General features: G+C 69.2%; 25 protein-coding genes and 2 tRNA genes. 25 read left to right on the top strand and 2 right to left on the bottom strand.

Annotated elements, in window-relative coordinates; genetic code table 11:
• Positions 1-3: 3 nt before the first annotated feature.
• The 16 genes from ybgC to O7R11_RS01940 all read left to right on the top strand — a co-directional run bounded on the left by ybgC (position 4) and on the right by O7R11_RS01940 (position 17,633).
• The gene (ybgC, locus tag O7R11_RS02015) at positions 4-495 is read left to right on the top strand and encodes a tol-pal system-associated acyl-CoA thioesterase (protein ID WP_337995798.1); all 492 of its coding nucleotides are present in this window, start codon (positions 4-6) and stop codon (positions 493-495) included.
• A gap of 43 nt (positions 496-538) precedes the next feature.
• Positions 539-1,231 carry a protein TolQ gene (gene tolQ, locus O7R11_RS02010; protein ID WP_337995797.1) on the top strand — a complete coding sequence of 231 codons (693 nt, stop codon included), beginning with the start codon at positions 539-541 and terminating at the stop codon, positions 1,229-1,231.
• 1 nt (position 1,232) lies between these two features.
• The gene (gene tolR, locus O7R11_RS02005; protein ID WP_337995796.1) at positions 1,233-1,709 is read left to right on the top strand and encodes a protein TolR; all 477 of its coding nucleotides are present in this window, start codon (positions 1,233-1,235) and stop codon (positions 1,707-1,709) included.
• Between the two features lie 17 nt (positions 1,710-1,726).
• Positions 1,727-2,695: a cell envelope integrity protein TolA gene (gene tolA / locus O7R11_RS02000; protein ID WP_337995795.1), complete on the top strand. Its 969-nt coding sequence runs from the start codon at positions 1,727-1,729 to the stop codon at positions 2,693-2,695.
• A gap of 28 nt (positions 2,696-2,723) precedes the next feature.
• Positions 2,724-4,076: a Tol-Pal system beta propeller repeat protein TolB gene (gene tolB / locus O7R11_RS01995; RefSeq protein WP_337995794.1), complete on the top strand. Its 1,353-nt coding sequence runs from the start codon at positions 2,724-2,726 to the stop codon at positions 4,074-4,076.
• Positions 4,077-4,267: 191 nt separating this feature from the next.
• Positions 4,268-4,750, top strand: coding sequence for a peptidoglycan-associated lipoprotein Pal (pal, locus tag O7R11_RS01990; RefSeq protein WP_337995793.1), 483 nt, complete (start codon positions 4,268-4,270; stop codon positions 4,748-4,750).
• Between the two features lie 117 nt (positions 4,751-4,867).
• A complete protein-coding gene (gene ybgF, locus O7R11_RS01985; protein WP_337995792.1) occupies positions 4,868-5,758 on the top strand; it encodes a tol-pal system protein YbgF in 891 nt (296 codons plus the stop codon).
• A complete protein-coding gene (tilS, locus tag O7R11_RS01980; RefSeq protein WP_337995791.1) occupies positions 5,749-7,035 on the top strand; it encodes a tRNA lysidine(34) synthetase TilS in 1,287 nt (428 codons plus the stop codon). Before ybgF ends, tilS begins: the two co-directional genes overlap by 10 nt.
• 90 nt (positions 7,036-7,125) lie before the next feature.
• Complete coding sequence (gene ftsH, locus O7R11_RS01975) at positions 7,126-9,039, top strand: ATP-dependent zinc metalloprotease FtsH (RefSeq protein WP_337995790.1); 1,914 nt, start codon at positions 7,126-7,128, stop codon at positions 9,037-9,039.
• Positions 9,040-9,068: 29 nt separating this feature from the next.
• Positions 9,069-10,190: a dihydropteroate synthase gene (folP, locus tag O7R11_RS01970; protein ID WP_337995789.1), complete on the top strand. Its 1,122-nt coding sequence runs from the start codon at positions 9,069-9,071 to the stop codon at positions 10,188-10,190.
• Between the two features lie 73 nt (positions 10,191-10,263).
• Positions 10,264-11,625 (top strand): phosphoglucosamine mutase, encoded by a 1,362-nt coding sequence (gene glmM / locus O7R11_RS01965; protein ID WP_337995788.1) that lies wholly within the window; start codon positions 10,264-10,266, stop codon positions 11,623-11,625.
• Positions 11,626-11,647: 22 nt separating this feature from the next.
• Complete coding sequence (thiD, locus tag O7R11_RS01960) at positions 11,648-12,448, top strand: bifunctional hydroxymethylpyrimidine kinase/phosphomethylpyrimidine kinase (protein ID WP_337995787.1); 801 nt, start codon at positions 11,648-11,650, stop codon at positions 12,446-12,448.
• 85 nt (positions 12,449-12,533) lie between these two features.
• A complete protein-coding gene (locus O7R11_RS01955) occupies positions 12,534-13,682 on the top strand; it encodes an ATP phosphoribosyltransferase regulatory subunit (RefSeq protein WP_337995786.1) in 1,149 nt (382 codons plus the stop codon).
• Between the two features lie 25 nt (positions 13,683-13,707).
• Positions 13,708-14,997 (top strand): adenylosuccinate synthase, encoded by a 1,290-nt coding sequence (locus O7R11_RS01950; RefSeq protein ID WP_337995785.1) that lies wholly within the window; start codon positions 13,708-13,710, stop codon positions 14,995-14,997.
• Between the two features lie 92 nt (positions 14,998-15,089).
• The gene (locus O7R11_RS01945; protein ID WP_337995784.1) at positions 15,090-17,135 is read left to right on the top strand and encodes a protein kinase family protein; all 2,046 of its coding nucleotides are present in this window, start codon (positions 15,090-15,092) and stop codon (positions 17,133-17,135) included.
• 3 nt (positions 17,136-17,138) lie between these two features.
• Positions 17,139-17,633, top strand: a complete 495-nt coding sequence (locus O7R11_RS01940; protein WP_337995783.1) for a hypothetical protein — start codon at positions 17,139-17,141, stop codon at positions 17,631-17,633.
• Between the two features lie 73 nt (positions 17,634-17,706).
• On the opposite strand, the gene rpoH is transcribed toward O7R11_RS01940, so the two are convergent.
• Both rpoH and O7R11_RS01930 read right to left on the bottom strand, forming a co-directional pair.
• Complete coding sequence (gene rpoH / locus O7R11_RS01935; protein ID WP_337995782.1) at positions 17,707-18,591, bottom strand: RNA polymerase sigma factor RpoH; 885 nt, start codon at positions 18,589-18,591, stop codon at positions 17,707-17,709.
• A 134-nt stretch (positions 18,592-18,725) separates the two neighbouring features.
• Complete coding sequence (locus O7R11_RS01930; RefSeq protein WP_337995781.1) at positions 18,726-19,730, bottom strand: RluA family pseudouridine synthase; 1,005 nt, start codon at positions 19,728-19,730, stop codon at positions 18,726-18,728.
• Between the two features lie 7 nt (positions 19,731-19,737).
• Between O7R11_RS01930 and O7R11_RS01925 the strand changes: the two genes are divergently transcribed.
• The 9 genes from O7R11_RS01925 (at position 19,738) to O7R11_RS01885 (ending at position 25,675) form a co-directional block, all read left to right on the top strand.
• Positions 19,738-20,100: a hypothetical protein gene (locus O7R11_RS01925; protein ID WP_337995780.1), complete on the top strand. Its 363-nt coding sequence runs from the start codon at positions 19,738-19,740 to the stop codon at positions 20,098-20,100.
• A gap of 5 nt (positions 20,101-20,105) precedes the next feature.
• On the top strand, positions 20,106-20,555 hold the full coding sequence (locus O7R11_RS01920) for a M67 family metallopeptidase (protein WP_337995779.1): 450 nt from the start codon (positions 20,106-20,108) through the stop codon (positions 20,553-20,555).
• A 56-nt stretch (positions 20,556-20,611) separates the two neighbouring features.
• Positions 20,612-20,687 (top strand) — tRNA-Glu (locus O7R11_RS01915).
• A gap of 84 nt (positions 20,688-20,771) precedes the next feature.
• A tRNA-Glu gene (locus tag O7R11_RS01910) sits at positions 20,772-20,847 on the top strand.
• A 158-nt stretch (positions 20,848-21,005) separates the two neighbouring features.
• Positions 21,006-21,395: an acyl-CoA thioesterase gene (locus O7R11_RS01905; protein WP_337995846.1), complete on the top strand. Its 390-nt coding sequence runs from the start codon at positions 21,006-21,008 to the stop codon at positions 21,393-21,395.
• Between the two features lie 206 nt (positions 21,396-21,601).
• Positions 21,602-22,873, top strand: a complete 1,272-nt coding sequence (locus tag O7R11_RS01900; RefSeq protein WP_337995778.1) for a DUF2336 domain-containing protein — start codon at positions 21,602-21,604, stop codon at positions 22,871-22,873.
• Positions 22,874-22,941: 68 nt separating this feature from the next.
• The gene (locus O7R11_RS01895) at positions 22,942-23,814 is read left to right on the top strand and encodes a heme/hemin ABC transporter substrate-binding protein (RefSeq protein WP_337995777.1); all 873 of its coding nucleotides are present in this window, start codon (positions 22,942-22,944) and stop codon (positions 23,812-23,814) included.
• Positions 23,811-24,887, top strand: a complete 1,077-nt coding sequence (locus tag O7R11_RS01890; protein WP_337995776.1) for a FecCD family ABC transporter permease — start codon at positions 23,811-23,813, stop codon at positions 24,885-24,887. Before O7R11_RS01895 ends, O7R11_RS01890 begins: the two co-directional genes overlap by 4 nt.
• Positions 24,884-25,675, top strand: a complete 792-nt coding sequence (locus tag O7R11_RS01885) for a heme ABC transporter ATP-binding protein (RefSeq protein WP_337995775.1) — start codon at positions 24,884-24,886, stop codon at positions 25,673-25,675. The genes O7R11_RS01890 and O7R11_RS01885 overlap by 4 nt, the downstream gene beginning before the upstream one ends.
• The last annotated feature ends 4 nt before the right edge of the window (positions 25,676-25,679 follow it).

The following is a 25,679-nucleotide window of genomic DNA, read 5'->3' as shown; positions in this document are numbered from 1 at the left end:
CCGATGACCATGGCTTCCCCCCAGATCGCGGAGACGGCCGAAGGCGGCCGCTCGCATTTCGACGGCGACGAGCACGTGCTCACCGTGCGCATCTATTACGAGGACACCGATGCGGGCGGCGTGGTCTATTACGCCAACTATCTGAAGTATGCGGAGCGCGGGCGTTCCGCCCTGTTGCGCCTCGGCGGCTGGGAAAACGGGCGGCTCTCCCGCGGCGAGTATGCGGGCCAGGCGGGCGGCGTGGCCTTCGTGATGCGGCGGTTCGAGGCGGACTACCTGAGGTCGGCGATGCTCGACGACCTGTTGGAAATCCGCACCCGCGTGGTTTCGGTGGGCGGCGCCACCCTGGAAATGGCCCAGACGATCCGCCGTGGCGAGGACGTTCTGGTCGAGGCGCGGGCGAAGCTCGCCTGCGTTTCGGCGGCGACGCAGCGCCCGGCGCGCATGCCCGAGGCGCTGCGCGCGGACATGACGGCGCGGTTGGTAAAGAGTTGATCGGCGCCCGGCGGCTCCGGGCGGTGAAGGAAAGGCGAAGCGTATGGAAGCGCAAACCGATTTGTCGATGATCACCCTGTTCTTGCGGGCGGATTTTGTGGTCAAGGCGGTGATGATCGCCCTGATGTGCGCCTCGGTGTGGTCGTGGGCGATCATCTTCGAGAAGATCCGCAGGCTCACCTGGCTCAACCGCCACGCCCGCGACTTCGAGGAGCAGTTCTGGTCCGGCGGGCCGCTCGACGACCTCTACGACCGCATCGGCAAGAACGCCCACGACCCGATGACCGCGATCTTCGTCGCGGCGATGCGCGAGTGGCGGCGCTCGATCGAACGCTCCCGCAACGAGGCGCCCTCGCTCAAGACCTCGATCGCGCAGCGCATCGAGCGGGTGATGCAGATCACCAGCGAGCGCGAGGTCGAGAGCATCGAAGCGCGCATGGGCTTTCTCGCCTCCACCGGCTCGGTGTCGCCGTTCATCGGCCTGTTCGGCACGGTGTGGGGCATCATGAACAGCTTCCACGCCATCGGCATGAGCAAGAACACCTCGCTCGCCGTGGTCGCCCCGGGCATCGCCGAGGCGCTGTTCGCCACCGCGCTCGGCCTCGTCGCGGCGATTCCCGCGGTGATCGCCTACAACAAGCTCTCCACCGACATCGACCGCTACGCCAAGCGCCTGGAGATCTTCTCCGGCGAGTTCGCGGCGATCGTGTCGCGGCAGCTCGACGAAAGGCGCTGACATGGCTATGGCGGTTTCCGGCGGGCGGCGGCGCAACGGGCGGCGCAAGACGGCGCGCATGTCCGAGATCAACGTCACCCCGATGGTGGACGTGATGCTGGTGCTGCTGGTGATCTTCATGGTCACCGCGCCCCTGATGACCACCGGCGTGCCGCTCGACCTGCCGAAGGGCGGCACCGAGGTGCTGGCCAACGCCAACCGCTCGCTGCGCATCTCGGTGGACGAGGACGGCGTGGTCTACCTCGGCACCGACGCGGTCTCCGACATGACGCAGCTCATCGGCCGCGTCGTCGAGATGAAGCGTGCCAACCCGGAACTCGGCGTGGTGATCAGCGGCGACAAGGTGGCGACCTATGGCGCGGTGATGGGGGTGATGCAGGCGCTCAAGGATGCGGGCATCGAGAAGGTCGGCCTGGAAACCGGGACCGGCGCGCCGCCCGCCAAGGACGCCGCGCGCAAGCCCCGGAAGAAGCCGTGAGGACGTAGGCACCCATCATGAGGCGCGAGCTCGGCTACTCCCTGGCCTTGCATCTGGCGGTGATCCTGTTCGGGATCGTCGGCCTGCCCTATTTGACTCCGGAACCGCCGGAACTGACCGAGCGCATCCTCATCGTCGATTTGAGCAAGGTGACGGTGGGGGAGAAGACCTCGCTGCCGAAGGCCACCGCCATCGACAAGCCGAAGGGCGAGGAAAAGCAGCCGGAAAAGAAGGCGGAGGAGCAGAAGCCCGAGCCGAAGAAGCCGGAACCCCCGCCGCCGCCGCCGCCGAAGCCGGAACCGCCCAAGCCCGCGCCGAAGGAGGAGCCCTCCAAGGCCGCGCTGCTTGAGGAGAAAAAGGCCGAGGAGGCGAAACAGGCCGCCGATGCGAAGAAGGTTGCCGACGCCAAGAAGAAGGCCGAGGCCGACGCCAAGAAGAAGGCCGAGGCCGACGCCAAGAAGAAGGCCGAGGCCGACGCCAAGAAGAAGGCCGAGGAACTCAAGAAGAAGCAGAAGCCGCGCCCCTCCTTCGACGACCTGATGGCCTCGGTGGACAAGATGCGCAAGGACACCGCGCCGCCCGCCAACATGCCGCCGGGCAAGTCCGCGGGCGGCAAGACCGGCACTTCCGGCGCGATCGAGGCGCCCGCCATCTCCAAGGACCGCGAGGGCTTCGGCGACGTGCTGACGCTTTCCGAGATGGATATGATCCGCGCCCAGATCGAGAAGCACTGGAACGTCGATCCGGGCAAGGCGGGGGCGCTCGACATCGTCATCGAGATCGCCGTCTCCTTCGATCCCAACGGCGCGGTGCGGAACGCGCGCATCGTCGATCAGGCGCGCATGGCGCACGATCCGGTGTTCCGCTCCCTTGCGGAAAGCGCTCTGCGCGCCGTATTTATGGCGAGCCCGGTGCAGGCGCCGCAGAAGAAGTATGAAGTCTGGCGCGAGGTGCGTTTGTTCTTCCGTCCGCAGGACCGTCTGTAATCAAGCCGTTGCCGAAAGGGGTTTCTCGATGATCAAGGTGTTGTCTCGCGCGTGGGGGCGGCTGGGCGCGGCCCTTTTCGCCGTTGCGCTGGGGGTCGCGGGCTTCTCCGGCGCGGCGCGCGCCGAGTTGCGCATCGACATCACCCGCGGCAACGTGGACCCGATCCCGATCGCCATTCCGGCCTTCGGCGGCGGCGACGAGCAGTCCTCGCGCGTCGGCGCGGACCTTGCCGGAGTATTGCAGGCCGACCTCGAGCGTTCGGGTCTGTTCCGCGGCATCGACCCGCGCGCCTTCATCCAGAGCTTCGCCTCGATGCAGGTGCAGCCGCGCTTCCCCGACTGGCAGGCGATCAATGCGCAAGGGCTGGTGCAGGGCCGCGCCGAGGTGCAGGCCGACGGCCGCCTGCGCGTCGAATTCCGCCTCTGGGACGTGTTCTCGACGCAGCAGTTGAAGGCCCAGGCCTACGTCACCGAACCCGGCAACTGGCGGCGCATCGCCCACATCATCGCGGATGCGGTGTACGAGCGCCTCACCGGCGAATCCGGCTATTTCGACACCCGCATCGTCTACATCGCGGAAAACGGCCCGGCGACGAAGCGCATCAAACGCCTGGCGATCATGGACCAGGACGGCGCCAACCACCGCTTCCTCACCGACGGCGCGGACCTGGTGCTGACGCCGCGGTTCTCGCCGTCGCTGCAAGAAATCACCTACATGTCGTACTACAACGGCGTGCCGCGGGTGTACCTCTACAACATCGACAGCGGCAAGCGCGAGCGCCTGGGCGATTTCCCCGGCATGACCTTCGCGCCGCGCTTCTCCCCCGACGGCAACCGGGTGATCATGAGCATGGCGCGCGGCGGCAGTTCCGACATCTACACCATGGACCTGCGCACCCTGGAACGCCGCCGCCTGACCAACACCCCGGCGATCGACACCTCGCCGTCGTATTCTCCCGATTCGCAGCGCATCGCGTTCAACTCCGACCGCGGCGGCAACCAGCAGCTCTACGTGATGAACGCCGACGGTTCCGGTGTGCGCCGCATCAGCCACGGCGCAGGCCTTTACGCCACGCCGGTGTGGTCGCCGCGCGGCGACTACATCGCCTTCACCAAGATAGCGCAGGGGCGCTTCTTCATCGGCGTGATGAAACCCGACGGCACCGGCGAACGCCTGCTCTCCGACGGTTATCTGGTGGAGGGGCCGACCTGGGCGCCGAACGGCCGAGTCCTCATGTACTTCCGCCAGACCCCCTCGGACTCGCGTGGGCGCGGCGGCGATTCTTATCTCTACAGTATCGACTTAACCGGTTACAATGAACGCCGGGTGGTGACTCCGGTGCAGGCGTCGGACCCGGCATGGTCGCCGTTGATCCCCTGATCGGGACGGGGCGTCGGCGGGTGTGGCAAGAAGATCACATTTGGGGGCTGCGGTAGAGACAATTTCGGATTCCGATAGCTAACCCAATGCGGTTGAAGTATGACAAAGGCCAACCAGATCGGTTTTCCGGCGGTCGTGCCGCAGCCGTGTGGCCGTATCGTTTTTAATTCCCGAGTGGGGAGAAGAAGGCAATGAAGATTAGTGTTTTGAGTGTTGTGGCGGCCAGCCTGCTTGTGGCGGCTTGCGCCTCTGGTCCGCAAGAAGGTGGTGACGCGTCGGGCGCCGGTAAGGGCGCTGCGATGAATGCGCCGGTTCCGGGCACCCCGGAGCATTTCATCGCGAATGCCAAGGACCGCGTGTTCTTCGCGTTCGATCGTTCCGATTTGGATGAGTCCGCGGTGAAGACCCTGATGGGCCAGACCGCTTGGCTCAAGACCTATCCGAACACCAAGGTCACCGTCGAAGGCCATGCCGACGAGCGCGGCACCCGCGAGTACAACCTCGCGCTGGGTGAGCGCCGCGCCAACGCCGTCAAGCAGTTCCTGAAGGCTCAGGGCATTGCCGACGCGCGCGTGAAGGTCATCTCCTACGGCAAGGAGCGTCCGGCTGTGATCGGCTCCAACGAGTATGCCTGGGCGCAGAACCGTCGCGCCGTGACCGTCGTCGCGAAGTAAAGCCTTCTCCGCGTCAGCGGAGACAGTGTGTCGGGCGCCCGCCGTTCCTCGCCGTGCGAAGAACGGTGGGCGCCCTTATGTTTTGATCGGTTCTCTGGGAAGCGGGAAGGAAGAGGCATGATCCAGGGCGTGGCCGCGCGCATGCGCAGAAGCATTTTGACCGGAGTGTTCGCCGCCGTCGGCGTGCTCGCCGTCATCGGCATTGCGCCGGCGCAGGACGCGGGCAGCCTGGCTTCCCGGCTGGAGCGGGTGGAACGCGACCTCCAGGTGCTGCAGCGCCAGCTCTACCGCGACCAGGCGGGCGGCGGCGGCGAGGCGCTCTCCCCCGATGCGTCGGCTTCGCTTTTCGTGCGCATCGGCCAGATGGAAGAGCAGATGCGCGACCTCACCGGCCAGATCGAGGACCTTTCCTACAAGATCGACCAGAACAAGGAACGCATGGAGCGCATGCAGGCGGACATCGACTTCCGCCTGCAGCCGCTGGAAAAGAGCGCGCCGCCGGGCGCCGCCGCGGCGGAGCCGCCGCCGCCCGCCGCCGCCGGAACCGCGCCGAAACCCGCGCCCGCGCCCGCGCAGCTCGGCCGGACCGCGCCGTCGCAGCCGCTGCCTCCGCCGCCCGCGCAGAGCGCCGAGGACGCCTACCGCGCCGCGCGATCGCTGCTGCTCAAGGCCGACTACGCGGCGGCCGAAGTGGCGTTCAAGGATTTCCTCAAGGCGCACGGCGACAGCGAGTTCGCGGGCAACGCCCAGTATTGGCTGGGCGAGACCTATTACGTGCGCGGCCAGTTCGAGCAGGCGGCGATCGCCTTCGCCGACGGCTACAAGAAGTTCCGCAAGGGCTCCAAGGCTCCGGACAGCCTGTTCAAGCTCGGCTTCTCGATGCGCAAGCTCAACCAGTCGGACAAGGCCTGCGCGGCGTTCGACCAGTTGCTCAAGGAGTATCCGGGCGCGTCGAAGGCGGTGCTGGACCTGGCGCGCAAGACCCGCACCGAGCTCAAGTGCCGGTAGGCGGCAGCATCGCGGACATCCGCGCGCGTTTCGACGCCGCGATGGCGGGGTTCGGCGGCTTCGAATCCCGCCCCCTGCTCGCCGTCGGGGTTTCCGGCGGCGCGGACAGTCTGGCGCTGTTGCGCCTTGCCGACGCCTGGTGCCGCGCGCGCGGCGGTTCCGCCCTCGCCGTCACCTTCGACCATCGCCTGCGCCCGGAGTCCGCGGCGGAGGCGGCGCGTCTCGGCGGCTGGCTCGCGGACCTCGATATTCCGCACCGTATTCTCGTCTGGGAGGGGGAGAAACCGGAAACCGGCATCGAGGCGGCGGCGCGCCACGTCCGCCACGCCGCGCTGGAGGCCGTCTGCCGTGCCGAAGGCGTGTTGCACCTGCTGCTCGCCCATCACGCCGGGGACCAGCGCGAGACGGTGACGATGCGCGCCGCGCGCGGCCCCGGCCCCGGCGAAGCGGGGATGGCGGCGCTGGACGCCCGCCGCGACGTGCGGGTGCTGCGGCCGCTTCTGGGCTGCGAGAAGGCGGAGCTGCAAGAACTCTGCCGCGCGCTCGGCCAGCCGTGGATCGAGGACCCCTCCAACGCCTCCGGGATATTCGAGCGCAACCGCGTGCGCAAGCGCCTCGCCGCCTTGCCGCAGGAGAAGCTCTCTGCGCTGGACGCCGCCATCGCCGCCGCCCAGGCGCGCCGCGCCGCGGCGGAGGCAGCCACCGCCGCCCGCGTGCAGGCGTGGGCGCGCGTCTCTTCCCTCGGCTTCGCCTGGGTGGATGTCGCCGCATGGCGCGCCGCGCCGCGTGACGCGGCGGCGGACCGCGGCTTCCTCGCCGCGCTGTTGCGCTGCATCGGCGGCGGCGGCTATGCGCCGCCGCGCCTTGCGCTGGACCGCGCCTGCGAAACCCTGCTCGCCGGGCAGGGGGCGACGCTGGCGGGCTGCGTGCTGCGCCCCGGCGGCGGCGGGCTGTGGATTCTGCGGGAGTGCCGTTCCGCCGTGCCGCCGCGCCGCGCCGAGGGCCTGTGGGATGGGCGCTTTTCGGTTGCGGCGGAGTGGGATGGACGCCTGCGTTATCCCCGCGACGCGGCGGAGCGGGAGGCGGTTCTCGCCGCCTTTTCCGCCCTCGGGCCGGGGGAGGCTCCGCCCTCCTGCGCCGTGGCTGCGCGAATTCCGGTGGCCGATGCCGTCGATGGTGTTTGCGTGCCCGGACTCCTGGGCTATGATCCCGGCGTTTCGCCGGTGCGTTTCCGGCCGCCGCACGGCGTGTCGGCCTGCACGGTTTGGCTTGCGTAGCCGGGCGCACGCCTTATGTATTGACCTGGAGCCGATGCGCAGAAACGGCGCGGTTTTGGCCCATCCAGGTGCAAGGGAAGGACTTCCGCATTGAACGTTGGCAAAAACATCGCCCTCTGGGCTTTGATCGGCATCCTGCTGCTGGCGGTTTTCAGCGAGTTTCAAGGTTCGGACAAGGTGCGGGAGGGCAACACCGTCGCCTATTCCGACTTCATGAACATGGTGGACAAGGGTGTGGTCCGCTCCGTCACCATCCAGGGCCGCCAGGTTTCCGGACAGATGCAGAGCGGCGAGAGCTTTTCCACCTACGTGCCCGCCGACCCCAACATGGTTTCCACCCTGCGCTCCGCGGGCGTGAAGATCGTCGCCGAGCCGGTTCCGGAGAACGCGCCGAGCTTCTGGAGCATCGTGGTGTCGTGGTTCCCGATGCTGCTGCTCATCGGCGTGTGGATCTACCTGATGCGCCAGATGCAGGGCGGCGGCGGCAAGGCCATGGGCTTCGGCAAGTCGCGCGCCAAGCTGCTCACCGAGCACCAGGGGCGCGTCACCTTCGAGGACGTGGCGGGCATCGAGGAGGCGAAGGTCGAGCTTGAAGAGGTCGTGGAGTTCCTGCGCGATCCGCAGAAGTTCCAGCGCCTCGGCGGCAAGATCCCCAAGGGCGTGCTGCTGGTCGGTCCGCCCGGCACCGGCAAGACCCTGCTCGCGCGGTCCGTCGCGGGCGAGGCCAACGTGCCGTTCTTCACGATTTCCGGGTCCGACTTCGTCGAGATGTTCGTCGGCGTCGGCGCTTCGCGCGTGCGCGACATGTTCGAACAGGGCAAGAAGAACGCGCCCTGCATCATCTTCATCGACGAAATCGACGCGGTGGGCCGCCACCGCGGCGCAGGCCTGGGCGGCGGCAACGACGAACGCGAGCAGACCTTGAACCAGCTCCTGGTGGAGATGGACGGCTTCGAATCCACCGAGGGCGTCATCCTCATCGCCGCGACCAACCGCCCCGACGTTCTCGACCCGGCGCTGCTGCGCCCCGGCCGCTTCGACCGCGAGGTGCAGGTGCCCAACCCGGACGTCGGCGGGCGCGAGCAGATTCTCCGCGTGCACATGCGCAAGGTGCCGCTGGGGCCGGATGTCGATCCGAAGATTCTGGCCCGCGGCACGCCGGGGTTCTCCGGCGCGGACCTCGCCAACCTGGTGAACGAGGCGGCGCTGATGGCCGCCCGGCGCTCCAAGCGCGTCGTCACCATGAGCGAGTTCGAGGAAGCCAAGGACAAGGTGATGATGGGCGCGGAGCGCCGTTCCATGGTTCTGGGGCCGGAAGAGAAGCGCCTCACCGCCTATCACGAGGCGGGCCACGCGCTGGTGCAGCTCGAATACGCGGTCTCCGACCCGATCCACAAGGCGACGATCATTCCGCGCGGTCGCGCCATGGGTCTGGTGATGGGCCTGCCGGAGAAGGACCGCTACAGCATGTCCAAGGAGTTCCTGGAGGCGCGCATCGCGGTGGCGATGGCGGGCCGCCTCTCCGAGGAAATGATCTTCGGTGAGGAGAAGGTGACCAACGGCGCGCAGCAGGACATCCGCATGGCTACCTCCATGGCGCGCGCCATGGTGACGCAGTGGGGCATGAGCACCCTCGGCCCGCTCGCCTACGAGGAGCCGGACCAGGAGATCTTCCTCGGCCACTCGGTGACGCGCACCAAGAACATCTCCGACGAGACCGCCCGCAAGGTGGACGAGGAGATCCGCAAGCTGGTGGAGGAGGGCAACGCCAAGGCGAAGAAGATCCTCGAGGAGAAGCGCAGCGAGCTGGAAATCATCGCCAACGGCCTCCTGGAATACGAGACGCTCAGCGGCGAGGAGATCAAGGCGCTGCTGCGTGGCGAAACCATCGTGCGCGAGGACCCTGCGGCGCCGCGCGGCCGCGACGGCGGACGCCGCGCTTCGGTGCCCACGGCGGGCGGCCAGCCCGCGGCGGGCGGGGCGGAGCCGCAGCCCGAGGCGTGATCCGGCCTGTGGGGGGACGGGGGAGCGACGTGACCACCGAACATTCCGTACAACGCATGCGATACCCGGCCCCAGGGCTGGGTATCGCTTTTCCGTCTGCGGCGCAGGTCTACCTCGCGCCGGCGGACCTCTTGTCCGGCGCGGCGGCGCGCGGCATCGTGGAGTCCGGGCGCGCCGTGTGGTTCGGCGGCACCGAACAGGCGTTCTGCTGCGCCTATCTGGTGGCGCGGGCGGCGGACAAGGTTTCGGTCTACCGCCTCTCGGTGCGCGAGGTGGAGGGCCTCCACCCGCAGACCGATGCGCTTCTGGAAACCCTACAGGACCCGCTGCCCGACTTCGCCGGTCTGCCGATGGACCGCCCGCACGTCATGGGCATCGTCAACGTCACCCCCGACAGCTTCTCCGACGGCGGCGAACGCATCGAGGCGGAGACCGCCATCGCCGCCGCCCTGGCGATGGCGGATGCGGGCGCGACGATCATCGACGTGGGCGGCGAGTCCACCCGCCCCGGCGCCGCGGAAGTGCCGCCGGAAGAGGAAATCCGCCGCGTCGCGCCGGTGGTGCGGGCGCTGGCGGAGCGCGGCGTGTGCGTCTCCGTGGACACCCGCCATGCCGCCACCATGGCCGCGGCGGTGGAGGCCGGGGCGCGCATCATCAACGACGTCACCGCGCTCGCCGGCGACCCCGAGGCGCTGCGGGTGGCCCGCGCCTCCGGCGTGGACGTGGTGCTGATGCACATGCGGGGCGAGCCGCAGACGATGCAGGCCGATCCGGTCTACGATTGCGCGCCGTTCGACGTGTTCGACTACCTGCGCGGCCGCGTTGCGGCCTGTGCCGCCGCGGGCATCGAGCGCAAACGCCTCTGCGTCGATCCGGGCATCGGCTTCGGCAAGACGATGGACCACAACCTGTCGATCCTGCGCTGGCTTTCGCTCTATCGCGGCCTCGGCGTGCCGGTGCTGCTGGGGGCCTCGCGCAAGAGCCTGATCGCCAGGGTGTGCGGCGACATGCCGCCGAAGGCGCGCCTGCCGGGGTCTCTCGCCATCGCGCTCGCCGGGCTGCGCGGCGGCGCCAACATCGTGCGCGTCCACGACGTCGCCGAGACGGTGCAGGCGGTCCGCATGCAGGCGGCGATCGACCGTGCCGAATGAGCTTTCCTCCGGGGAGAGGATTCAGTAGGGTCTGGACGGTTTCAACGTTGCAATTCGGGGACAGTTTCAGGAAATGACGGCAAGACGCCTGTTCGGGACCGATGGGGTGCGCGGCACCGCCAACCGCGAGCCGATGACCGCAGCCACCGCCCTCAAGATCGGCATGGCCGCGGGCCGCCAGTTCCAGCGCGGGGAATACCGCCACACCGTGGTGATCGGCAAGGATACGCGGCTTTCCTGCTACATGCTGGAGCAGGCGCTGACCGCGGGCTTCACCTCCGTCGGCATGGACGTTCTGCTCACCGGGCCGTTGCCCACCCCGGCGGTGGCCAAGCTCACCCGCAGCATGCGCGCCGACCTCGGCGTGATGATCTCCGCCTCGCACAATCCCTACGAGGACAACGGCATCAAGCTGTTCGGCCCCGACGGCTACAAGCTCTCCGACGAGACCGAGGCGGAGATCGAGGCCCTGGTCGGCAACGGCGTCGAGGCGGCGCTGGTGGAACCGGCGCGCCTCGGGCGGGTGCGCCGCCTGGAGGATGCCTCCGGCCGCTACATCGAATACGTCAAGAGCACCTTCCCCTCCGGCCGCCGCCTCGACGGGCTGAAGATCGTGCTCGACTGCGCCAACGGCGCGGCCTACCGCGTCGCGCCGACGATTTTGTGGGAACTCGGCGCCGAGGTGGTGCCGATCGGCGTCACCCCCGACGGCATGAACATCAACGCCCGCTGCGGCGCGATGTATCCGCAGGCGCTCTCCCGCGCGGTGGTGGAGGAGGGCGCCGACCTCGGCATCGCGCTCGACGGCGACGCCGACCGCGTGGTGCTGTGCGACGAGCGCGGCCGCGAGATCGACGGCGACCAGGTGCTCGGCCTGATCGGCGGCAAGTGGGCGGAAACCGGGGATCTGGCGGGCGGCGGCGTCGTCGCCACGGTGATGTCCAACCTCGGCCTGGAGCGCTTCCTGGCGGGCAAGAAGCTGCATATGCGGCGCACCCAGGTGGGCGACCGCTACGTCGTCGAGGCGATGCGCGATTTGGGCTACAACCTCGGCGGCGAGCAGTCGGGGCACGTCATCCTCGGCAACTATTCGACCACCGGCGACGGGCTGGCCGCGGCGCTGCAGGTGCTCGCCGCCCTGGTGGAGGACGGCGGCCTGGCGAGCGAGGTGCTGCACGTCTTCGACCCGCTGCCCCAGGTGCTGAAGAACGTGCGCTTCAAAAGCCGCGACGCGGCCAAGGCGGCGCTTGCCGAACCGGACGTCGCCGCGGCGCTGGCCGAGGCGGAAAACCGCCTGGCGGGCGGCGGGCGGCTGCTCATCCGCTCCTCCGGCACCGAGCCGGTGATCCGCGTGATGGCCGAGGGCGAGGACGAAGGGGCGGTCAAGGCGGTGGTGGACTGGGTGGTCTCGGTGTTCGAGACCAAGACCGCCTGAGAACGAAAAGGGAAAACAGCGGATGCGCGGACGGGTGCTCATCGTGGCGGGGTCGGATTCCGGCGGCGGCGCGGGAATCCAGGCCGACATCAAGACGGTCACCACGCTCGACGGGTTCGCCATGACCGCGGTGACCGCGCTCACCGCGCAGAACACCCTGGGCGTGCACGGCATCCACGCGGTGCCGGTGGAGTTCATCCAGGCGCAGATGCGCGTGGTGCTGGAGGACCTGGGTGCCGACGTGATCAAGACCGGCATGCTCGCCGCCGCGCCGGTGATCCGCGGCGTGGCGGAGTGCCTGGAACAATCCGCGCCCGCGGTGCCCCTGGTGGTGGACCCGGTGATGGTGGCCAAGGGCGGCGCGCTGCTGCTCGAATCCGAGGCGGTGAAGACCCTGAAGTGGATGCTGCTGCCGCGCGCCGCGCTGATCACCCCCAATCTCTACGAGGCGGAGGTGCTCACCGGCCTCTCCATCGCCGACGAGGCGGGCATGCTTGCCGCGGCGAAGCAGCTTCTGGAACTGGGACCGAAGGCGGTGCTGGTGAAGGGCGGCCATCTCGAGGGCCACCTCACCGTGGACCTGCTGCTCACCGCCGAAGGGCTCACCCGCTTCGCCGATCTGCGCATCGACACCCGCCACAGCCACGGCACCGGCTGCACGCTCGCTTCCGCCATCGCCTGCGGCATCGCCCAGGGCCTCGCCTTGCCCGATGCGGTGGCGCGCGCCCGCGCCTATGTGCGCCGCGCGCTGGAAACCGCGCCGGGATTCGGCCGGGGCAACGGGCCGCTCAACCACGCGCATACTGTGCGCAGGGACGCGTGAAGGTGTTGCCCTCGGGTAGGCAATCGGGGTACACCACAGCCTTGCCGCGTTTCGCGGCGGGCAGGGGAAGGCATAGGGGCCTGAGATGACCGAACCGATGAACCGGGCGCTGCTGCCTGCGGGCCTCAGGGACGTTCTGCCCGGCAAGGCGGCGTTCGAGGCCGCGGTGGTGCAGTCCCTGCTCGGCTGCTTCTCCGCACATGGCTACGACCGCGTCAAGCCGCCGCTCCTGGAATTCGAGGAAAGCCTGCTCGCCGGTGCGGGGACCGACCTGGTGGCGCAGACCTTCCGCGTCATGGACCCGGTGACGCAGCGGATGATGGGCATGCGCGCCGACATGACGGTGCAGGTGGCGCGCATCGCCGCCACCCGCCTTGCGCGCGAGCCGCGGCCCCTGCGCTTGTCCTATGCGGGCGACGTGCTGCGGGTGAAGGGCAGCCAGCTGCGCCCCGACCGCCAGTTCATCCAGGCGGGGCTGGAGCTGATCGGCCCCGATACCGCCGAGGCGGACGCCGAGGTGATCCGCATCGCCGCGGAGGCACTCTCCCGCATCGGCGTGCCGCAGGTGTGCGTCGATCTCACTCTGCCGCCCCTGGCGCCGCTGATTCTCGGCGCTGCGGGCCTTTCGGATGCGGAAAAGCGCGCCGCGCGTCATGCGCTCGACCACAAGGACGCTGCCGAGGTGGCGGCGCTGCCCGCTTCCGTCGCGCCGGTGCTCGGCCGCCTGCTCGCGGTGTGCGGGCCGTTCGACGCCGCCTTCCCGATGCTGGAGGCGATCGACCTGCCGCCCGCGGCGGCGGCGGGGCGCGACCGCCTCGCCGCGGTGGCGGCGCGCTTGCGCGCGCTGGCGCCGGAGATCGCGCTCAGCCTGGACGCGGTGGAGAACCGCGGCTTCGAATACCACACCGGCGTGTGCTTCACCTTCTTCGCGCCGGGGTGGCGCAATCATCTCGGCCGCGGCGGCCGCTACGGCGGCCTCGCCGGGCAGGAGCCCGCCGCCGGCGCCAGCCTCTACCTGCATTCCCTGATCGGCATCCTGCCCAAGCCCGCGCCTGCGGCGCGGGTGCTGGTGCCGCTTTCCGAGGTGTCGCGCGCGTGCCTGGAGGCCCTGCAGGCGCAGGGCTTCGTCACCGTCGCCGCGGTGGCGGCGGCGGCGGACTGGGCGGCGGAGGCGCAGCGCCTCGGGTGTACGCATTTCCTGAAGGACGGGCATCCGTGCCCGGTGGTCGGATAGCTCTTTAGAGAATAGCGAGAGAAACATGAGCAATGTCGCGGTGGTCGGCGCCCAGTGGGGCGACGAGGGCAAGGGTAAGGTGGTGGACTGGCTGTCCGAGCGCGCCGATGTGGTGGTGCGCTTCCAGGGCGGGCACAACGCCGGGCATACCCTGGTGGTCGATGGGGTGACCTACAAGCTCAGCCTGCTGCCTTCGGGCGTGGTGCGCGGCAAGCCGTCGTTCATCGGCAACGGCGTGGTGGTGGACCCCTGGGCCCTGATCGACGAGATCGAGCGCATCGGCAAGCTCGGGGTGGACATCAACCCGAACATCCTGGCGCTCGCCGACAACGCCAGCCTGATCCTCCCCCTGCACCGCGATCTCGACCAGTTGCGCGAGAACGCGAGCGAGGCGGGCAAGATCGGCACCACCGGCCGCGGCATCGGCCCGGCCTACGAGGACAAGGTGGCGCGCCGCGCCATCCGCGTCTGCGACCTCGCGGACCTCGCCGCGCTCGACGACAAGATCGAGCGCCTGCTCACCCACCACAACGCGCTGCGCCGCGGCCTCGGCGTCGCCGAGATCGACGGCGTGCTGCTCAAGGCGGAACTGCTGGCGGTGAAGGACAAGGTGCTGCCGTTCGCCAAGCCGGTGTGGCTGGAACTCGACCGCCTGCGCCGCGAGAACAAGCAGATCCTCTTCGAGGGCGCGCAGGGCGCGATGCTCGACGTCGATCACGGCACCTATCCCTTCGTCACCTCGTCCAACACCGTCTCCGGCCAGGCGGCGGCGGGTTCCGGCATGGGGCCGTCGGCGGTGGGGTTCGTCCTCGGCATCGCCAAGGCCTACACCACGCGCGTCGGCTCCGGGCCGTTCCCCACCGAGCTCTTCGACAAGACCGCGGAAATCCTTACCGACCGCGGCCGCGAGTTCGGCACGGTGACCGGGCGGCGGCGGCGCTGCGGCTGGTTCGACGCGGTGGCGGTGCGCCAGGCGCTGAAGACCGGCGGGGTCAAGGGCATCGCGATGACCAAGCTCGACATCCTCGACGGCCTGCCGGAAGTGAAGGTGTGCGTCGCCTACGACCTCTACGGCGAACGCATCGACCGCCTGCCCGCCTCGATGACCGAGCAGGCGGCGGTGAAGCCGGTCTACGAGACCATCGCGGGATGGAGCGAAAGCACCTTCGGCGCGCGCTCCTGGGCGCAGCTTTCGGCCAACGCGATCAAGTACGTGCGCCGTATCGAGGAGTTGATCGAGACCCCGGTGGCGCTGCTCTCCACCAGCCCGGAGCGCGAGGACACCATCCTGGTGCAGGACCCCTTCGCCTCGTAATACGGGTCGGATTGCACCGCGCCGGGTAAAATGCCACACTCTGATCCCGAAGGCTCGAATCGGGTCCAGGCGATCGAAGGAGCATTTGTCGGATGGCCGAAGGGGCTGCCGTACAGGCCGTGAACCAGATGCCTCCGGCCCCCGGCGGGGACGGGGGCGTCCTGCTCCGCGAGCGCTTCATGGTCTATCCCGGGCGTCCGCTGCCCGAGTTGAACTCCCCCAACGCCATGGCCTATGCGGCGGAGGACCGCCGCGGCGGCCGCCCCGTGTTCGCCCTGGCGCTGTCGCCCGACCTGCCGGTGCGGCTCAACACCATCCAGGCGATGAAGGGGCAGCCGTTCAACGCGGTGCTGCCGCTGGTCGATTACGACTTCGTGCTGTGGCCGCCCCTGCAGCGTCAGATCGTGCTGGTGATCTTCGAGCGTCCGGCGGGCGGGCGCGTGGTGTCGTCCCTGGAGGACACCTTCACCCCGATGTCCGACAACGACTACCAGAAGATCATTCTCAAGCCGCTGACCCAGGGGCTGGAGGAGATGAAGGGCCGCGGCGTGGTGCATCGCGGCATCCGCCCGACCAATCTCTTTTTCATGGATGCGGAGCGCACGCGCCCGGTGTTCGGCGAGTGCGTCAGCGCGCCGCCCGCCTACGACCAGCCGATAATCTGCGAGACCATCGAGTCCGCCATGGCCCGGCCGGAGGGGCGCGGTCCGGGAACCTATGCCGACGACATGTACGCCTTCGGCGTCACCCTGCTGTTCCTGCTGATCGGGCATCGCCCCGGCAGCGCCAAGGGCAACGAGCTTCTGCGCGCCAAGATCACCGCGGGCAGTTTCGCGGCGCTGACGGGGGAGGCGCGCTTCTCCCTGGGGATGATCGAGGTGCTGCGCGGTCTTCTCATCGACACGCCGGAGATGCGCTGGGACCTCGACGGGGTGAAGATGTGGCTCGCCGGGCGGCGGTTGAGCCCGCTGCTCGCCAAGCCGGAGAAACGCGCGCAGCGCCCCTTCCGGTTTTGCGGCGCCGAGGTGGTGTCGCGGCGCGAGCTTGCCCATATGCTCGCCGCCAATTGGGAGCAGGCGGCCGGTCCGGTGATGGACGGCCAGGTCGAGGTGTGGCTGCGCCGCTCGCTGGACGAGAAGGCCTTGGCCGAGGCGGTGGCCGATCAGGTGCGCGCCGCGAGCTTCTCGGCCTCCGGGGGCAACGGGCAGACCACCGATACGGTGGTGGCGCGGGTGTGCATGCTGCTCGATCCGCATGGGCCGCTGCGCTACAAGTCGGCGAGCTTCTTCCTCGACGCGCTGGGGCCGATGCTGGCGGTGGCGACGATGCGGCAGAAGGACGTGCGCATCATCGCCGAGTGCATCCTGCGGGAGGTTCCCGAGGGCTGGCTCGAGGCGCAGCCCGCCTTCGACCCGGCGTTCGTGCAGACCATGGCGCATGTCAAGACGATCCGCGGCTACCTGCGCCAATCGCAGCCGGGCTTCGGCGTGGAGCGCTGCCTCTACGAACTCAACGAAAGCCTGCCGTGCCTGAGCCCCTTGGTGCTCTCCGACTACGTGCTCGACATCGAGGACCTGCTGCCCGCGCTCGACGCGGCGGCCAAGCGCATGGACGGCAAATCCTGGCCGGCGGACCGCCACATCATCGCCTTCGTCGCCGCGCGCTTCAATTTCGATGTGGACAAGCAGATCAACGCCCTGAACAGCACCCAGGCGGATACCTCGGCGCTCGGGCTCCTGAGCCTGCTCGCGGTGCTGCAATGGCGCCTCGGGCCGGAGGTGCTGCACGGACTCTCCGGCTGGATCGGCGGCCTGGTCGGCCCGATCATCAGCAGCTATCACAACCGCGATGTGCGCCGCCGCCTGGAGCGCGAAGTGCCGAAGCTGGTGCGCAAGGGCAGCCTGCCCGACCTCTACAACACGCTCGACGACGTGGAGGAGCGGCAGAAGGACCTGGACGGCTTCGCCTGGGCGAAGGCGGAATACGCCGGCGCGGATCAGGAAATCCTCGACCTGGAGAACGACACCACGACCCGCGACGCCCAGGCGCAGCGGGTCGGCCAGCAGACCGCTGCGATCATGTCGGTGATGATCGGCCTGATCACCATCTGCGTTCTCCTTGCGATGCAGTTGTGGTGAGCCATGGCCAAGAAACCCGCCGCCCGCAGGACCGCCGCCCCGCCGCCCGCCAGACCGCAGGCGAAGGGCGGCACGATGAGCCGCATCCTGGTGGTGTCGCTGGTGATCTTCATCGGTCTGATGTTCCTGCCGACGGTGGTGTTCCTGCTGTTCGCCCTGCTGCCCACTGCGGCGGCCTATGTGGTGGACCGCAGTTCGGAGAAGTACGAATGGATCTGCGTCGGCGGGTTGAACTTCGCCGGGACCTCGCCCTTCCTCCTCAACCTGTGGACCGGGCGGCACACCATCGAGGCGGCGGTGAGCCAGCTCACCGACGTGTTCAACCTCGTCGCGATGTACGGCGCGGCGGGTCTGGGGTGGATGCTGTTCATCGTGCTGCCGCCGGTGGTGGGGGTGTTCATGCAGTTTTCGGCACAGCGCCGCATCGCCACGCTCAAGGCGACGCAAATCCAGCTGGTCCAGGTCTGGGGGCCGGAAGTCGCCAAGCTCAAGGGCTGATCCCTTCGCGCAAGGCACGAAAAGAACCCCGCGCCGGAAGGCGCGGGGTTCTTGTTTGGGGGAAAAGCAGGGCCTAGAAGTGGAGGTTCTGCTCGACCACGGCGGCGCGCATGCTCTTTTGCAGCTTTTCGAGCGCGCGCACCTCGATCTGGCGGATGCGTTCCCGCGAGATGCCGTATTCGCGGGAGAGGTCTTCCAGCGTCGCCGGGCTCTCGGAGAGGCGGCGGGCCTGGAGGATGCGGCGCTCGCGCTGGTTCAGGAGGCAGAGCGCATCCTTGAGCAGGCGGCGGCGCTCGCCCAGTTCCTCGCGCTCGGCGAGAAGGGTCTCCTGGTCTTCGGACTCGTCCACCAGCCAGTCCTGCCATTCGCCGTCGCCGTCGATGCGCAGGGGCGCATTCAGCGAGTGGTCGGGGCTGGAGAGGCGGCGGTTCATGCTGATCACGTCGGTCTCGGCGACGCTGAGCTTTTCGGCGATGGCGGTCACCACCTCGGGGCGGAGGTCGCCTTCCTCGATCGCCTGCATCTGGCCCTTGAGCTTGCGCAGGTTGAAGAACAGCTTCTTCTGCGCCGCGGTGGTGCCCATCTTCACCAGCGACCAGGAATGCAGGATGTATTCCTGAATCGAGGCGCGGATCCACCACATCGCATAGGTCGCCAGGCGGAAGCCGCGTTCGGGGTCGAAGCGCTTCACCGATTGCATCAGGCCGACGTTGCCTTCGGAAATCACCTCGCCGATGGGCAGGCCGTAGCCGCGGTAACCCATGGCGATCTTGGCGACGAGCCGCAGATGGCTGGTCACCATCTTGTGCGCGGCAGCCATGTCGCCCTGGTCGCGGTAGCGGATGGAAAGCTCATACTCCTCCTCGGGGGAGAGCATGGGGAACTTGCGGATCTCTTGCAGGTAGCGGGTGAGGTTGTGTTCCGGCCCGATCATCAGATCGACGGTTGTTGCGGACATTTGCTGCCCTCCCTTCTCAGCCGTGCATTCGGTCCAGGTGCGCTCCATGGGGGATGGAGGCGCTTATTGTCGCGGGGGTACTTGGGGTCTTCCCTCGCTTGACAGGACCATCGTGTAATTCCCTATATGGCAAGTCAAGTATTTATTTTCGCGGCCTCCCGGAAGGCGGCGATGAGGGCTTGCATGTCGTTCGGGAGCGGCGCTTCGAAGGATAAAAAATCGTTTGAAATCGGGTGGTTGAAACCGATGCGGTGGGCATGCAGCGCCTGCCTGGGGAATTGATCGATAAAACCCTTCAAATTGTCAGGAAAATTTCTCATACCATGGCGTGGCGCTCGCCCATAAAGCGGATCGCCGACGAGGCTATGATCGCATTGGGCGAAATGGACTCGGATCTGGTGGGTGCGTCCGGTGGCGAGGCGGCACTCCACCAGGGTGGCGAGTCGGCCGAAGCGCTCGAGCACGCGGTAGCGGGTGAGCGCGGTCTTGCCGCCGCCCTTGACCACCGCCATCTTCTTGCGGTCCTTCGGGTTGCGGCCGATGTTGCCCTCGATCTCCCCCGCCTCCGCCGCCACCCAGCCCCAGACCAGGGCGGTGTAGGCGCGGTCGAGGGTGTGCGCGGCGAACTGCGCGGCGAGTCCGGCATGCGCCGCGTCGGACTTGGCCACCACCATCAGGCCGCTGGTGTCCTTGTCGATGCGGTGCACGATGCCCGGCCGCTTCACCCCGCCGATTCCCGAAAGTCCGTCGCCGCAGTGGGCGAGCAGGGCGTTGACCAGGGTGCCCGCGGCGTTGCCCGCGGCGGGGTGGACCACCAGGCCCGGCGGCTTGTCGAGCACCAGAAGGTCGGCGTCTTCGTAGACTATGGAGAGCGGAATGTCCTCGGGCTGCGGCTCGGCGGGCACCGGCGGCGGCGGCGCGACGCTAAGGCCCTGGCCGGGTTTGACCTTGGCGGAGGGGTCGGTTAAGGTGCCGCCGTCGATGCTGACGCGGCCATCCTCGATCAGCGCCTTGAGGCGCGAGCGGGAGATTCCGGGGAAGCTTGCCGCGCACGCCTTGTCCAGGCGGGCGGGGAGCGCGTCTTCCGGCCAGATCGCGGCAAGCGTCGGAGGCGAGGCGTCGGCAGGCGTCAAAGACATGGAGCGGATGACCGTGATCAAAATGATGAAGGGCGTGGCCATCCTTCTCGGCGTCATGATCGTCGGGGGACTGGCGCTGATGGCGTATGGCGTCTTCTTTTATAAGGCGGCGGAGAAAAACCGACAGCCGGAAATCACCGCGGCCCCGTCCGCGCCGGCGGTGATGGGCGATTTCGATGCGATCGGCCTCGGCCAGCCCACGGGGTCCTCCGTTGCGGCGGTGACCGCGCAGGGCGGCCTGGTCTACGTCACGGTGCGCGGCGGCGGCGAGCCGGACCGCGTGCTGGTGGTCGATCCGGCGCGCCGCCGCGTGCTCGGCCGCATCGAGATGGGCGCAGCCGACAGCCGTCCGCCGCGCCCGGCCAATTGAGGCCGATGATGGCGGCGGCAAGCGCGGTTTCCTGTACGGCCGATGCCTGGCGGACGGTGCGCGAGCACGCCGCCACCGCTTGGCCGCGCGAGGCGTGCGGCCTCTTGATCGGCCACGCCATGCCCGAGGGCTGGCGCATCGTGCGCGCCGCGCCCGCCGCCAACCGCGCGAGCGACCCCGCCCAGGCGTTCGAACTGGACCCCGGCGCCCGCGCCGCCTGGCAGCGCCGCCTGCGCGAGGCGGGCGGCGCTGAGGCGGTGATCGGCCATTACCATTCCCACCCCGGCGGCGCGCCGCGGCCCTCCGCCGCCGACCGTGCGCGGGCGGAGGAGGAGGGGCTGATCTGGCTGATCGTCGCCGCCGACACGGCGGGCGCGGGGGCCGCCGCCGCGTTTTTCGCCGAGGCGGCGCACACCCTGCGTGGCGTCTCCTTCCTGCCCGATGCGGAATCCTGAAAAAACGCTTGCGCCGCCCGCGCCCTGCGGGTAGAAGGGCGCTCCGCTTCGGCTGTGACCCCATCGTCTAGAGGCCTAGGACACCGGCCTTTCACGCCGGCAACACGGGTTCGAATCCCGTTGGGGTCGCCACCGTCGGCGGGGGGCGCGCAAGCCGCGCGGACATCTGGACAAGCCCGTCCGTTCCGTGCTAAGCACTCGCCACACGTTATCTAGGTCCCCATCGTCTAGAGGCCTAGGACACCGCCCTCTCACGGCGGCAACCGGGGTTCGAATCCCCGTGGGGACGCCAGCTTTGCTGGCAATGCGGACTTCCACGACATCTCGATCCGTACGCACGGGGCCATGCTCCGCGCTTCGGCGCGCGTGAGGGATTGGAAAACCGCCGCTTATTCCCACTTGTGGACGATAACCCCCTGAGAAGGAGACGGACAAGTGAGCGAGACGACGATGCAGGAAGAGGTTCCGGATTTCGGCAACGGCCCGGCGCTGCGCGCCATGGCGATGCCCGCCGACACCAATCCGAGCGGCGATATCTTCGGCGGCTGGCTGCTGGCGCAGATGGACATCGCAGGCGGCAGCCTGGCGCGGCAGCGCGCGGGCGGGCGCGTCACCACCGTGGGCGTCGAGGCGATGACCTTCCACAAGCCGGTGCTGGTGGGCGACGAGGTGAGCTGCTACACCACGCTCGTGCGCGTCGGGCGCACCTCGATCCGCATCAAGATCGACACCTGGGTGCGCCGCGGCGACCAGTTCGACCACATCAAGGTGACGGAAGGCGTGTTCACCTATGTGGCGATCGACGAAAACCGTCGCCCGCGTCCGATCGACGCGGAATGACGTACGATAGTCTGGCGCTTCCTTTCGCATGACCTTATGATTAGTCTTGAGGGACGGGGAGCGTGCCGATTCGATAGGGGGCCGCGGCGGATGTTCCGCCGCGCAGCATGGAAAGTGATGATGTGACGGTTTCCTCCGAGGATTCTCCCGCCGATCGAGACGAGTCCCTGGTTTCGCCTCCCCGCAGCTACGAGGATGCGAAAATCATGGCCCGCCATCCGGACCGCCGTTATCGCATGACGGCGGCCGCGGCGACCGACGTGGCGCCCGAGATTCTCTATTACATGGTGGACGACCCGGATCCGGAGGTGCGCCGCCGCGTCGCCGCCAACCCGGTGACGCCGCGCCAGGCCGACGGCAAGCTCGCCAACGACGAGGAACCGGCGGTGCGCGCCGCGCTCGCCGCGAAGATCGCCAACCTGGCGCCGCGCCTCGACCATGCGGAGCCCCACGGCCATGCGGAGATGACGCTCGGCATCCTCGACAAGCTGGCGCGCGATCAGCTGCCGATGGTGCGCCAGGTGGTGGCCGAGGTGCTGAAGAACGAAAGCCACATCCCCGCCCACATCGTGCAGCGCCTCGCGCGCGACATCGAAATCATGGTCGCCGCGCCGATGCTGGAGTTCTCGCCGCTCCTCGAGGACTCCGACCTCCTGGATATCATCGAGAGCACCCCGGTGGCGGGCGCGCTGTCGGCGATCTCGCGCCGCCAGGGGGTGAGCGTCGAGGTGGCGGACAGCGTGGCGCGCAGCGACGACACCGATGCGATCATCGAGCTGCTCAACAACCCCACGGCGCAGATGCGCGAGGACACCCTGGATATCCTGGTCGAGCGCGCGCGCATTCTGCCGCCGCTGCACGAACCCCTGGTGCGGCATCCGGTGCTGCCGCGGGGCGCGGCGTGCAAGCTTGCCACCTTCGTCGCCGACAACCTGCTGACCGTGCTGGCGGGGCGCGAGGACCTGGGCGAGAAGACCATGGAGGCGGTGCGCGACGCGGTGCACAAGCGCCTGGCCGAGACCTACGGCAAGGACAACGGCAAGGCCGCCCGCGAGGCCCCGCAGGTGAAGGATTCGCCGGAAGACCTGCGCCATCGCGCGATCATCGAGCGCGAACTCACCACGGCGCGGGCGATGCACGCGAAGAGGCCGATCTCGGAGGAGCAGATTCGCCGTTCCATCGAGTACGAGCACTGGGCGTTCGTCCAGGCGGCGCTGATCGTCACCAGCGGGTCCTCGCTGGAGTTCGTCTGCGACGTTCTGGAATCGCGCCATCCGGGATTGATTCTCGCCCTGTGCTGGCGCGCCGGGTTGGGCACGGAGGCTGCCGCCCTGGTGCAGCGCGACCTCGGGCACGTGCCGCCCTCTGCGTGCATCGCCACGCCGGGGTATCCGCTGACGCCGGAGGCGATGGGCCGGATGCTGGCCGATTTCGCCGACAACGGCGTTGCGCCGCACGAAATGCCAAGCGCCTCTTGAACCATTTCTTGACAGGCGGTTTTCCCTCGGATACTTGGCGTTACGTTATAGCATTTGATGGGGAAAGCATGGGGGCGCTCAAAAGGATGCTGTGCATCGCGGTTTGCGCGATCGCGGCGGCGGGGGCGGCGGCGGGGGCGGCGGCGGGGGCGGCGCGGGCGGCCGCGCCGATGCGCATCGTCAGCCTGTCGGGGTCTCTGACCGAGGTGGTGGCGCGCCTGGGCTTCGCCGACCGGCTGGTCGGGGTGGACCGCAGCAGCCTGCGCCCGCACGAGGTGGTGGCGCGGCTGCCGCGGGTCGGCACGCCGCGTGCGGTGTCGATCGAGAGCGTGCTCGCGGTGTCGCCGACCCTGGTGATTTCCTACGACGACCTGGAGCCGCGCGAAACCCTGGAGCGCCTGCGCGCCCTGGGGATCGCGGTGGTCGAGGTGCCGCGCCGCCGCACCGTGGAGTCGGTGCGCGACAAGGTGACGCGCATCGCCGCAGGGCTGGACGCGGCGGAGAAGGGGGCGGCGCTGTGGGCGGAGATCGCCCGCGATCTCGCCTGGCCCGCGGGCAAGCCGACGCCGTCGCCGCGGCTGCGCGGCCTGTTCATCCAGACCATGGGCAACGGCCCGCTGATGGTGGCGGGCGAGGAGACCGCCGCCGCGGCGCTGCTGGAGGCGGCGGAAGTGGAGAACGCGGTCTCCGGGTTCTCCGCCTATCGCCCGCTCAACCCGGAGGCGGCCGCCGCCGCCAACCCCGATGCGGTGATCATTCTGCGCCGCGCCTATGACCGCATCGGCGGATTTTCCGGCCTGGCGGCGTTGCCGGGCATGGCGGAGACCGCCGCAGTCCGCCACCGGCGCATCGTCGTCGCCGACGATTCCGCCTATCTCGGCCTGGGGCCGGGGGCGGGCGAGGCGGTGCGCCATCTGCGCGAGGCGTTGTACGGGCCATGAAGCGGTTGTGCGGCGCGGCGCGCGCGGCGGCGGAGCGGGGAGAAGCCCGCGCCTTCGCCTTGTTGGTGGGGATCGTTCTCCTGGTTTTTGCGTGGAACGCGGCGAGCGGCGCGCTCGCGGTGCCGCTCTCCGCGTTTCCCCGGATTTTCGGCGCGGCGCTCGGCCTGTGCGCGCCGCAGGAGGGCGACCGCCTGTTCGCCATGGTGCTGCTCGAGGTGCGGCTGCCGCGGCTGTGCCTCGCCGGGGCGGTGGGGGCGATTCTCGGTTTTTCCGGCGCGGCGATGCAGGGGGTGCTGCGCAACCCCCTGGCCGAGCCGGGGCTGCTCGGCACCTCCAGCGGCGCCGCCCTGGGGGCCGTCGCCGCCATCGTGCTGGAAGGGGTGCTGACCCGCCGCCACGATTTCGCGCCGTTCATGGTGCCGCTCGCGGCGTTCGGCGGCGCGATGGCGAGCACCGTGGTGGTGGTCGCGGTGGCGCGCGCCATGGCGCTTCCCAGCGCGACGACGCTGCTGCTCACCGGCATTGCGATCAACGCGCTCGCCGGCTCGGCGATCGGCCTTTTGATCTCTCTGGCCAACGACGAACAGCTGCGCAGCCTGACCTTCTGGATGATGGGCAGTCTCGCCTCCGCCAACTGGGTGCATGCCGGGGTGGTCTCCGCCGTCGGCGCGGTTTCCGGCGCGTTCGTTTTTCATCAGGCCCTGGCGCTGGACGCCACCACCCTGGGCGACGATGTCGCCGGGCACCTCGGCCTGGATGCGGTGGCGGTGCGCGGCCGGGTGCTCGGCGCGGTCGCCCTGGCGGTGGGCGCGGCGGTGGCGTTCGTCGGGATGATCGGCTTCGTCGGCCTGGTGGCGCCGCATCTGGTGCGCCTGATGCTCGGCGCGCGGCACCGCCTGGTCATTCCCGGCGCGATGCTGCTCGGCGCGGTGCTGGTGATGCTGGCGGACATGGCGGCGCGCACCGTGGCGATCCCCGCCGAACTGCCGCTCGGCGTGCTCACCGGCATTCTCGGCGGGCCTTTCCTCCTGTGGCTGCTGCTGCGGGTCGGCCGCCAGGGCGGCGCGGCATGATCCGCGCCACCGGCATCACGGTGCGCCGCAGCGGGCGCAACCTGGTGGACGGGGCGGATATCGCCGCCGCCGCCGGGGAACTGACGGTGATCGTCGGACCCAACGGCGCAGGCAAGTCCACCCTGCTGCGGGTGCTCGGCGGAGACATCGCCGCCGACGCGGGGGAGACGGTGCTGCTCGACCGGCCGCTGCGCCACTGGCGGCGGGGCGAGATCGCCCGCTGGCGGGCGGTGCTGCCGCAGGGGAGCGCCCTCAACTTCGCCTTCCGGGTGCGCGACGTGGTGCGCCTGGGGAGATTGCCGTTTCCGCCCTCGCCGGAGGACGGGGCGATCGCCGCGCGGGCGCTTTCCACCGTCGGTCTTCATGGTTTCGGCGAGCGGCTCTACCCCAACCTCTCCGGCGGCGAGCAGCGGCGGGTGCAGCTTGCCCGCGTGCTGGCGCAGGCCGACGACGCGCTGCGCGCCGGGCGCGGCGTGTTGCTGCTCGACGAACCCACCGCCAACCTCGACCCCGCGCACGGTCTTGCCGCGCTGCGCGAGGCGCGGCGCATGGCGCGCGCCGGTCTGACCGTGCTCGCGGTGGTGCACGACGTCAACCTCGCCGCGCCGTTCGCCGACCGCTTCATCGGCATGCGCGAGGGAAGGGTGGCGTTTTCCGGACCTCCGCACGAGGCGCTGACGCCGGAAAACCTGCGCACGGTCTATGGCGTGGAGACCGCGGTGCTGCGCCATCCGGGAATGGATTGCCCGCTGGTGGCGTTCCTCCCCGGTGCGGCGGAACGTGCCTAGAATT

Source organism: Oleispirillum naphthae (assembly GCA_027864655.1).
Taxonomy (GTDB): Bacteria; Pseudomonadota; Alphaproteobacteria; order Rhodospirillales; family Rhodospirillaceae; genus Oleispirillum; species Oleispirillum naphthae.
The sequence above is the reverse complement of the archived record's forward strand: the minus strand, read 5'-3'. Positions and strand labels throughout refer to the sequence as shown.

Coding starts and splice junctions, on each gene's coding strand:
- ybgC (WP_337995798.1), top strand. CDS start 4: ATGACCATGGCTTCCCCCCAGATCGCGGAGACGGCCGAAGGCGGCCGC.
- tolQ (WP_337995797.1), top strand. CDS start 539: ATGGAAGCGCAAACCGATTTGTCGATGATCACCCTGTTCTTGCGGGCG.
- tolR (WP_337995796.1), top strand. CDS start 1,233: ATGGCTATGGCGGTTTCCGGCGGGCGGCGGCGCAACGGGCGGCGCAAG.
- tolA (WP_337995795.1), top strand. CDS start 1,727: ATGAGGCGCGAGCTCGGCTACTCCCTGGCCTTGCATCTGGCGGTGATC.
- tolB (WP_337995794.1), top strand. CDS start 2,724: ATGATCAAGGTGTTGTCTCGCGCGTGGGGGCGGCTGGGCGCGGCCCTT.
- pal (WP_337995793.1), top strand. CDS start 4,268: ATGAAGATTAGTGTTTTGAGTGTTGTGGCGGCCAGCCTGCTTGTGGCG.
- ybgF (WP_337995792.1), top strand. CDS start 4,868: ATGATCCAGGGCGTGGCCGCGCGCATGCGCAGAAGCATTTTGACCGGA.
- glmM (WP_337995788.1), top strand. CDS start 10,264: ATGACGGCAAGACGCCTGTTCGGGACCGATGGGGTGCGCGGCACCGCC.
- thiD (WP_337995787.1), top strand. CDS start 11,648: ATGCGCGGACGGGTGCTCATCGTGGCGGGGTCGGATTCCGGCGGCGGC.
- O7R11_RS01955 (WP_337995786.1), top strand. CDS start 12,534: ATGACCGAACCGATGAACCGGGCGCTGCTGCCTGCGGGCCTCAGGGAC.
- O7R11_RS01950 (WP_337995785.1), top strand. CDS start 13,708: ATGAGCAATGTCGCGGTGGTCGGCGCCCAGTGGGGCGACGAGGGCAAG.
- O7R11_RS01945 (WP_337995784.1), top strand. CDS start 15,090: ATGGCCGAAGGGGCTGCCGTACAGGCCGTGAACCAGATGCCTCCGGCC.
- O7R11_RS01940 (WP_337995783.1), top strand. CDS start 17,139: ATGGCCAAGAAACCCGCCGCCCGCAGGACCGCCGCCCCGCCGCCCGCC.
- rpoH (WP_337995782.1), bottom strand. CDS start 18,591: ATGTCCGCAACAACCGTCGATCTGATGATCGGGCCGGAACACAACCTC.
- O7R11_RS01930 (WP_337995781.1), bottom strand. CDS start 19,730: ATGTCTTTGACGCCTGCCGACGCCTCGCCTCCGACGCTTGCCGCGATC.
- O7R11_RS01925 (WP_337995780.1), top strand. CDS start 19,738: ATGACCGTGATCAAAATGATGAAGGGCGTGGCCATCCTTCTCGGCGTC.
- O7R11_RS01920 (WP_337995779.1), top strand. CDS start 20,106: ATGATGGCGGCGGCAAGCGCGGTTTCCTGTACGGCCGATGCCTGGCGG.
- O7R11_RS01905 (WP_337995846.1), top strand. CDS start 21,006: ATGCAGGAAGAGGTTCCGGATTTCGGCAACGGCCCGGCGCTGCGCGCC.
- O7R11_RS01900 (WP_337995778.1), top strand. CDS start 21,602: ATGGCCCGCCATCCGGACCGCCGTTATCGCATGACGGCGGCCGCGGCG.
- O7R11_RS01895 (WP_337995777.1), top strand. CDS start 22,942: ATGGGGGCGCTCAAAAGGATGCTGTGCATCGCGGTTTGCGCGATCGCG.
- O7R11_RS01890 (WP_337995776.1), top strand. CDS start 23,811: ATGAAGCGGTTGTGCGGCGCGGCGCGCGCGGCGGCGGAGCGGGGAGAA.
- O7R11_RS01885 (WP_337995775.1), top strand. CDS start 24,884: ATGATCCGCGCCACCGGCATCACGGTGCGCCGCAGCGGGCGCAACCTG.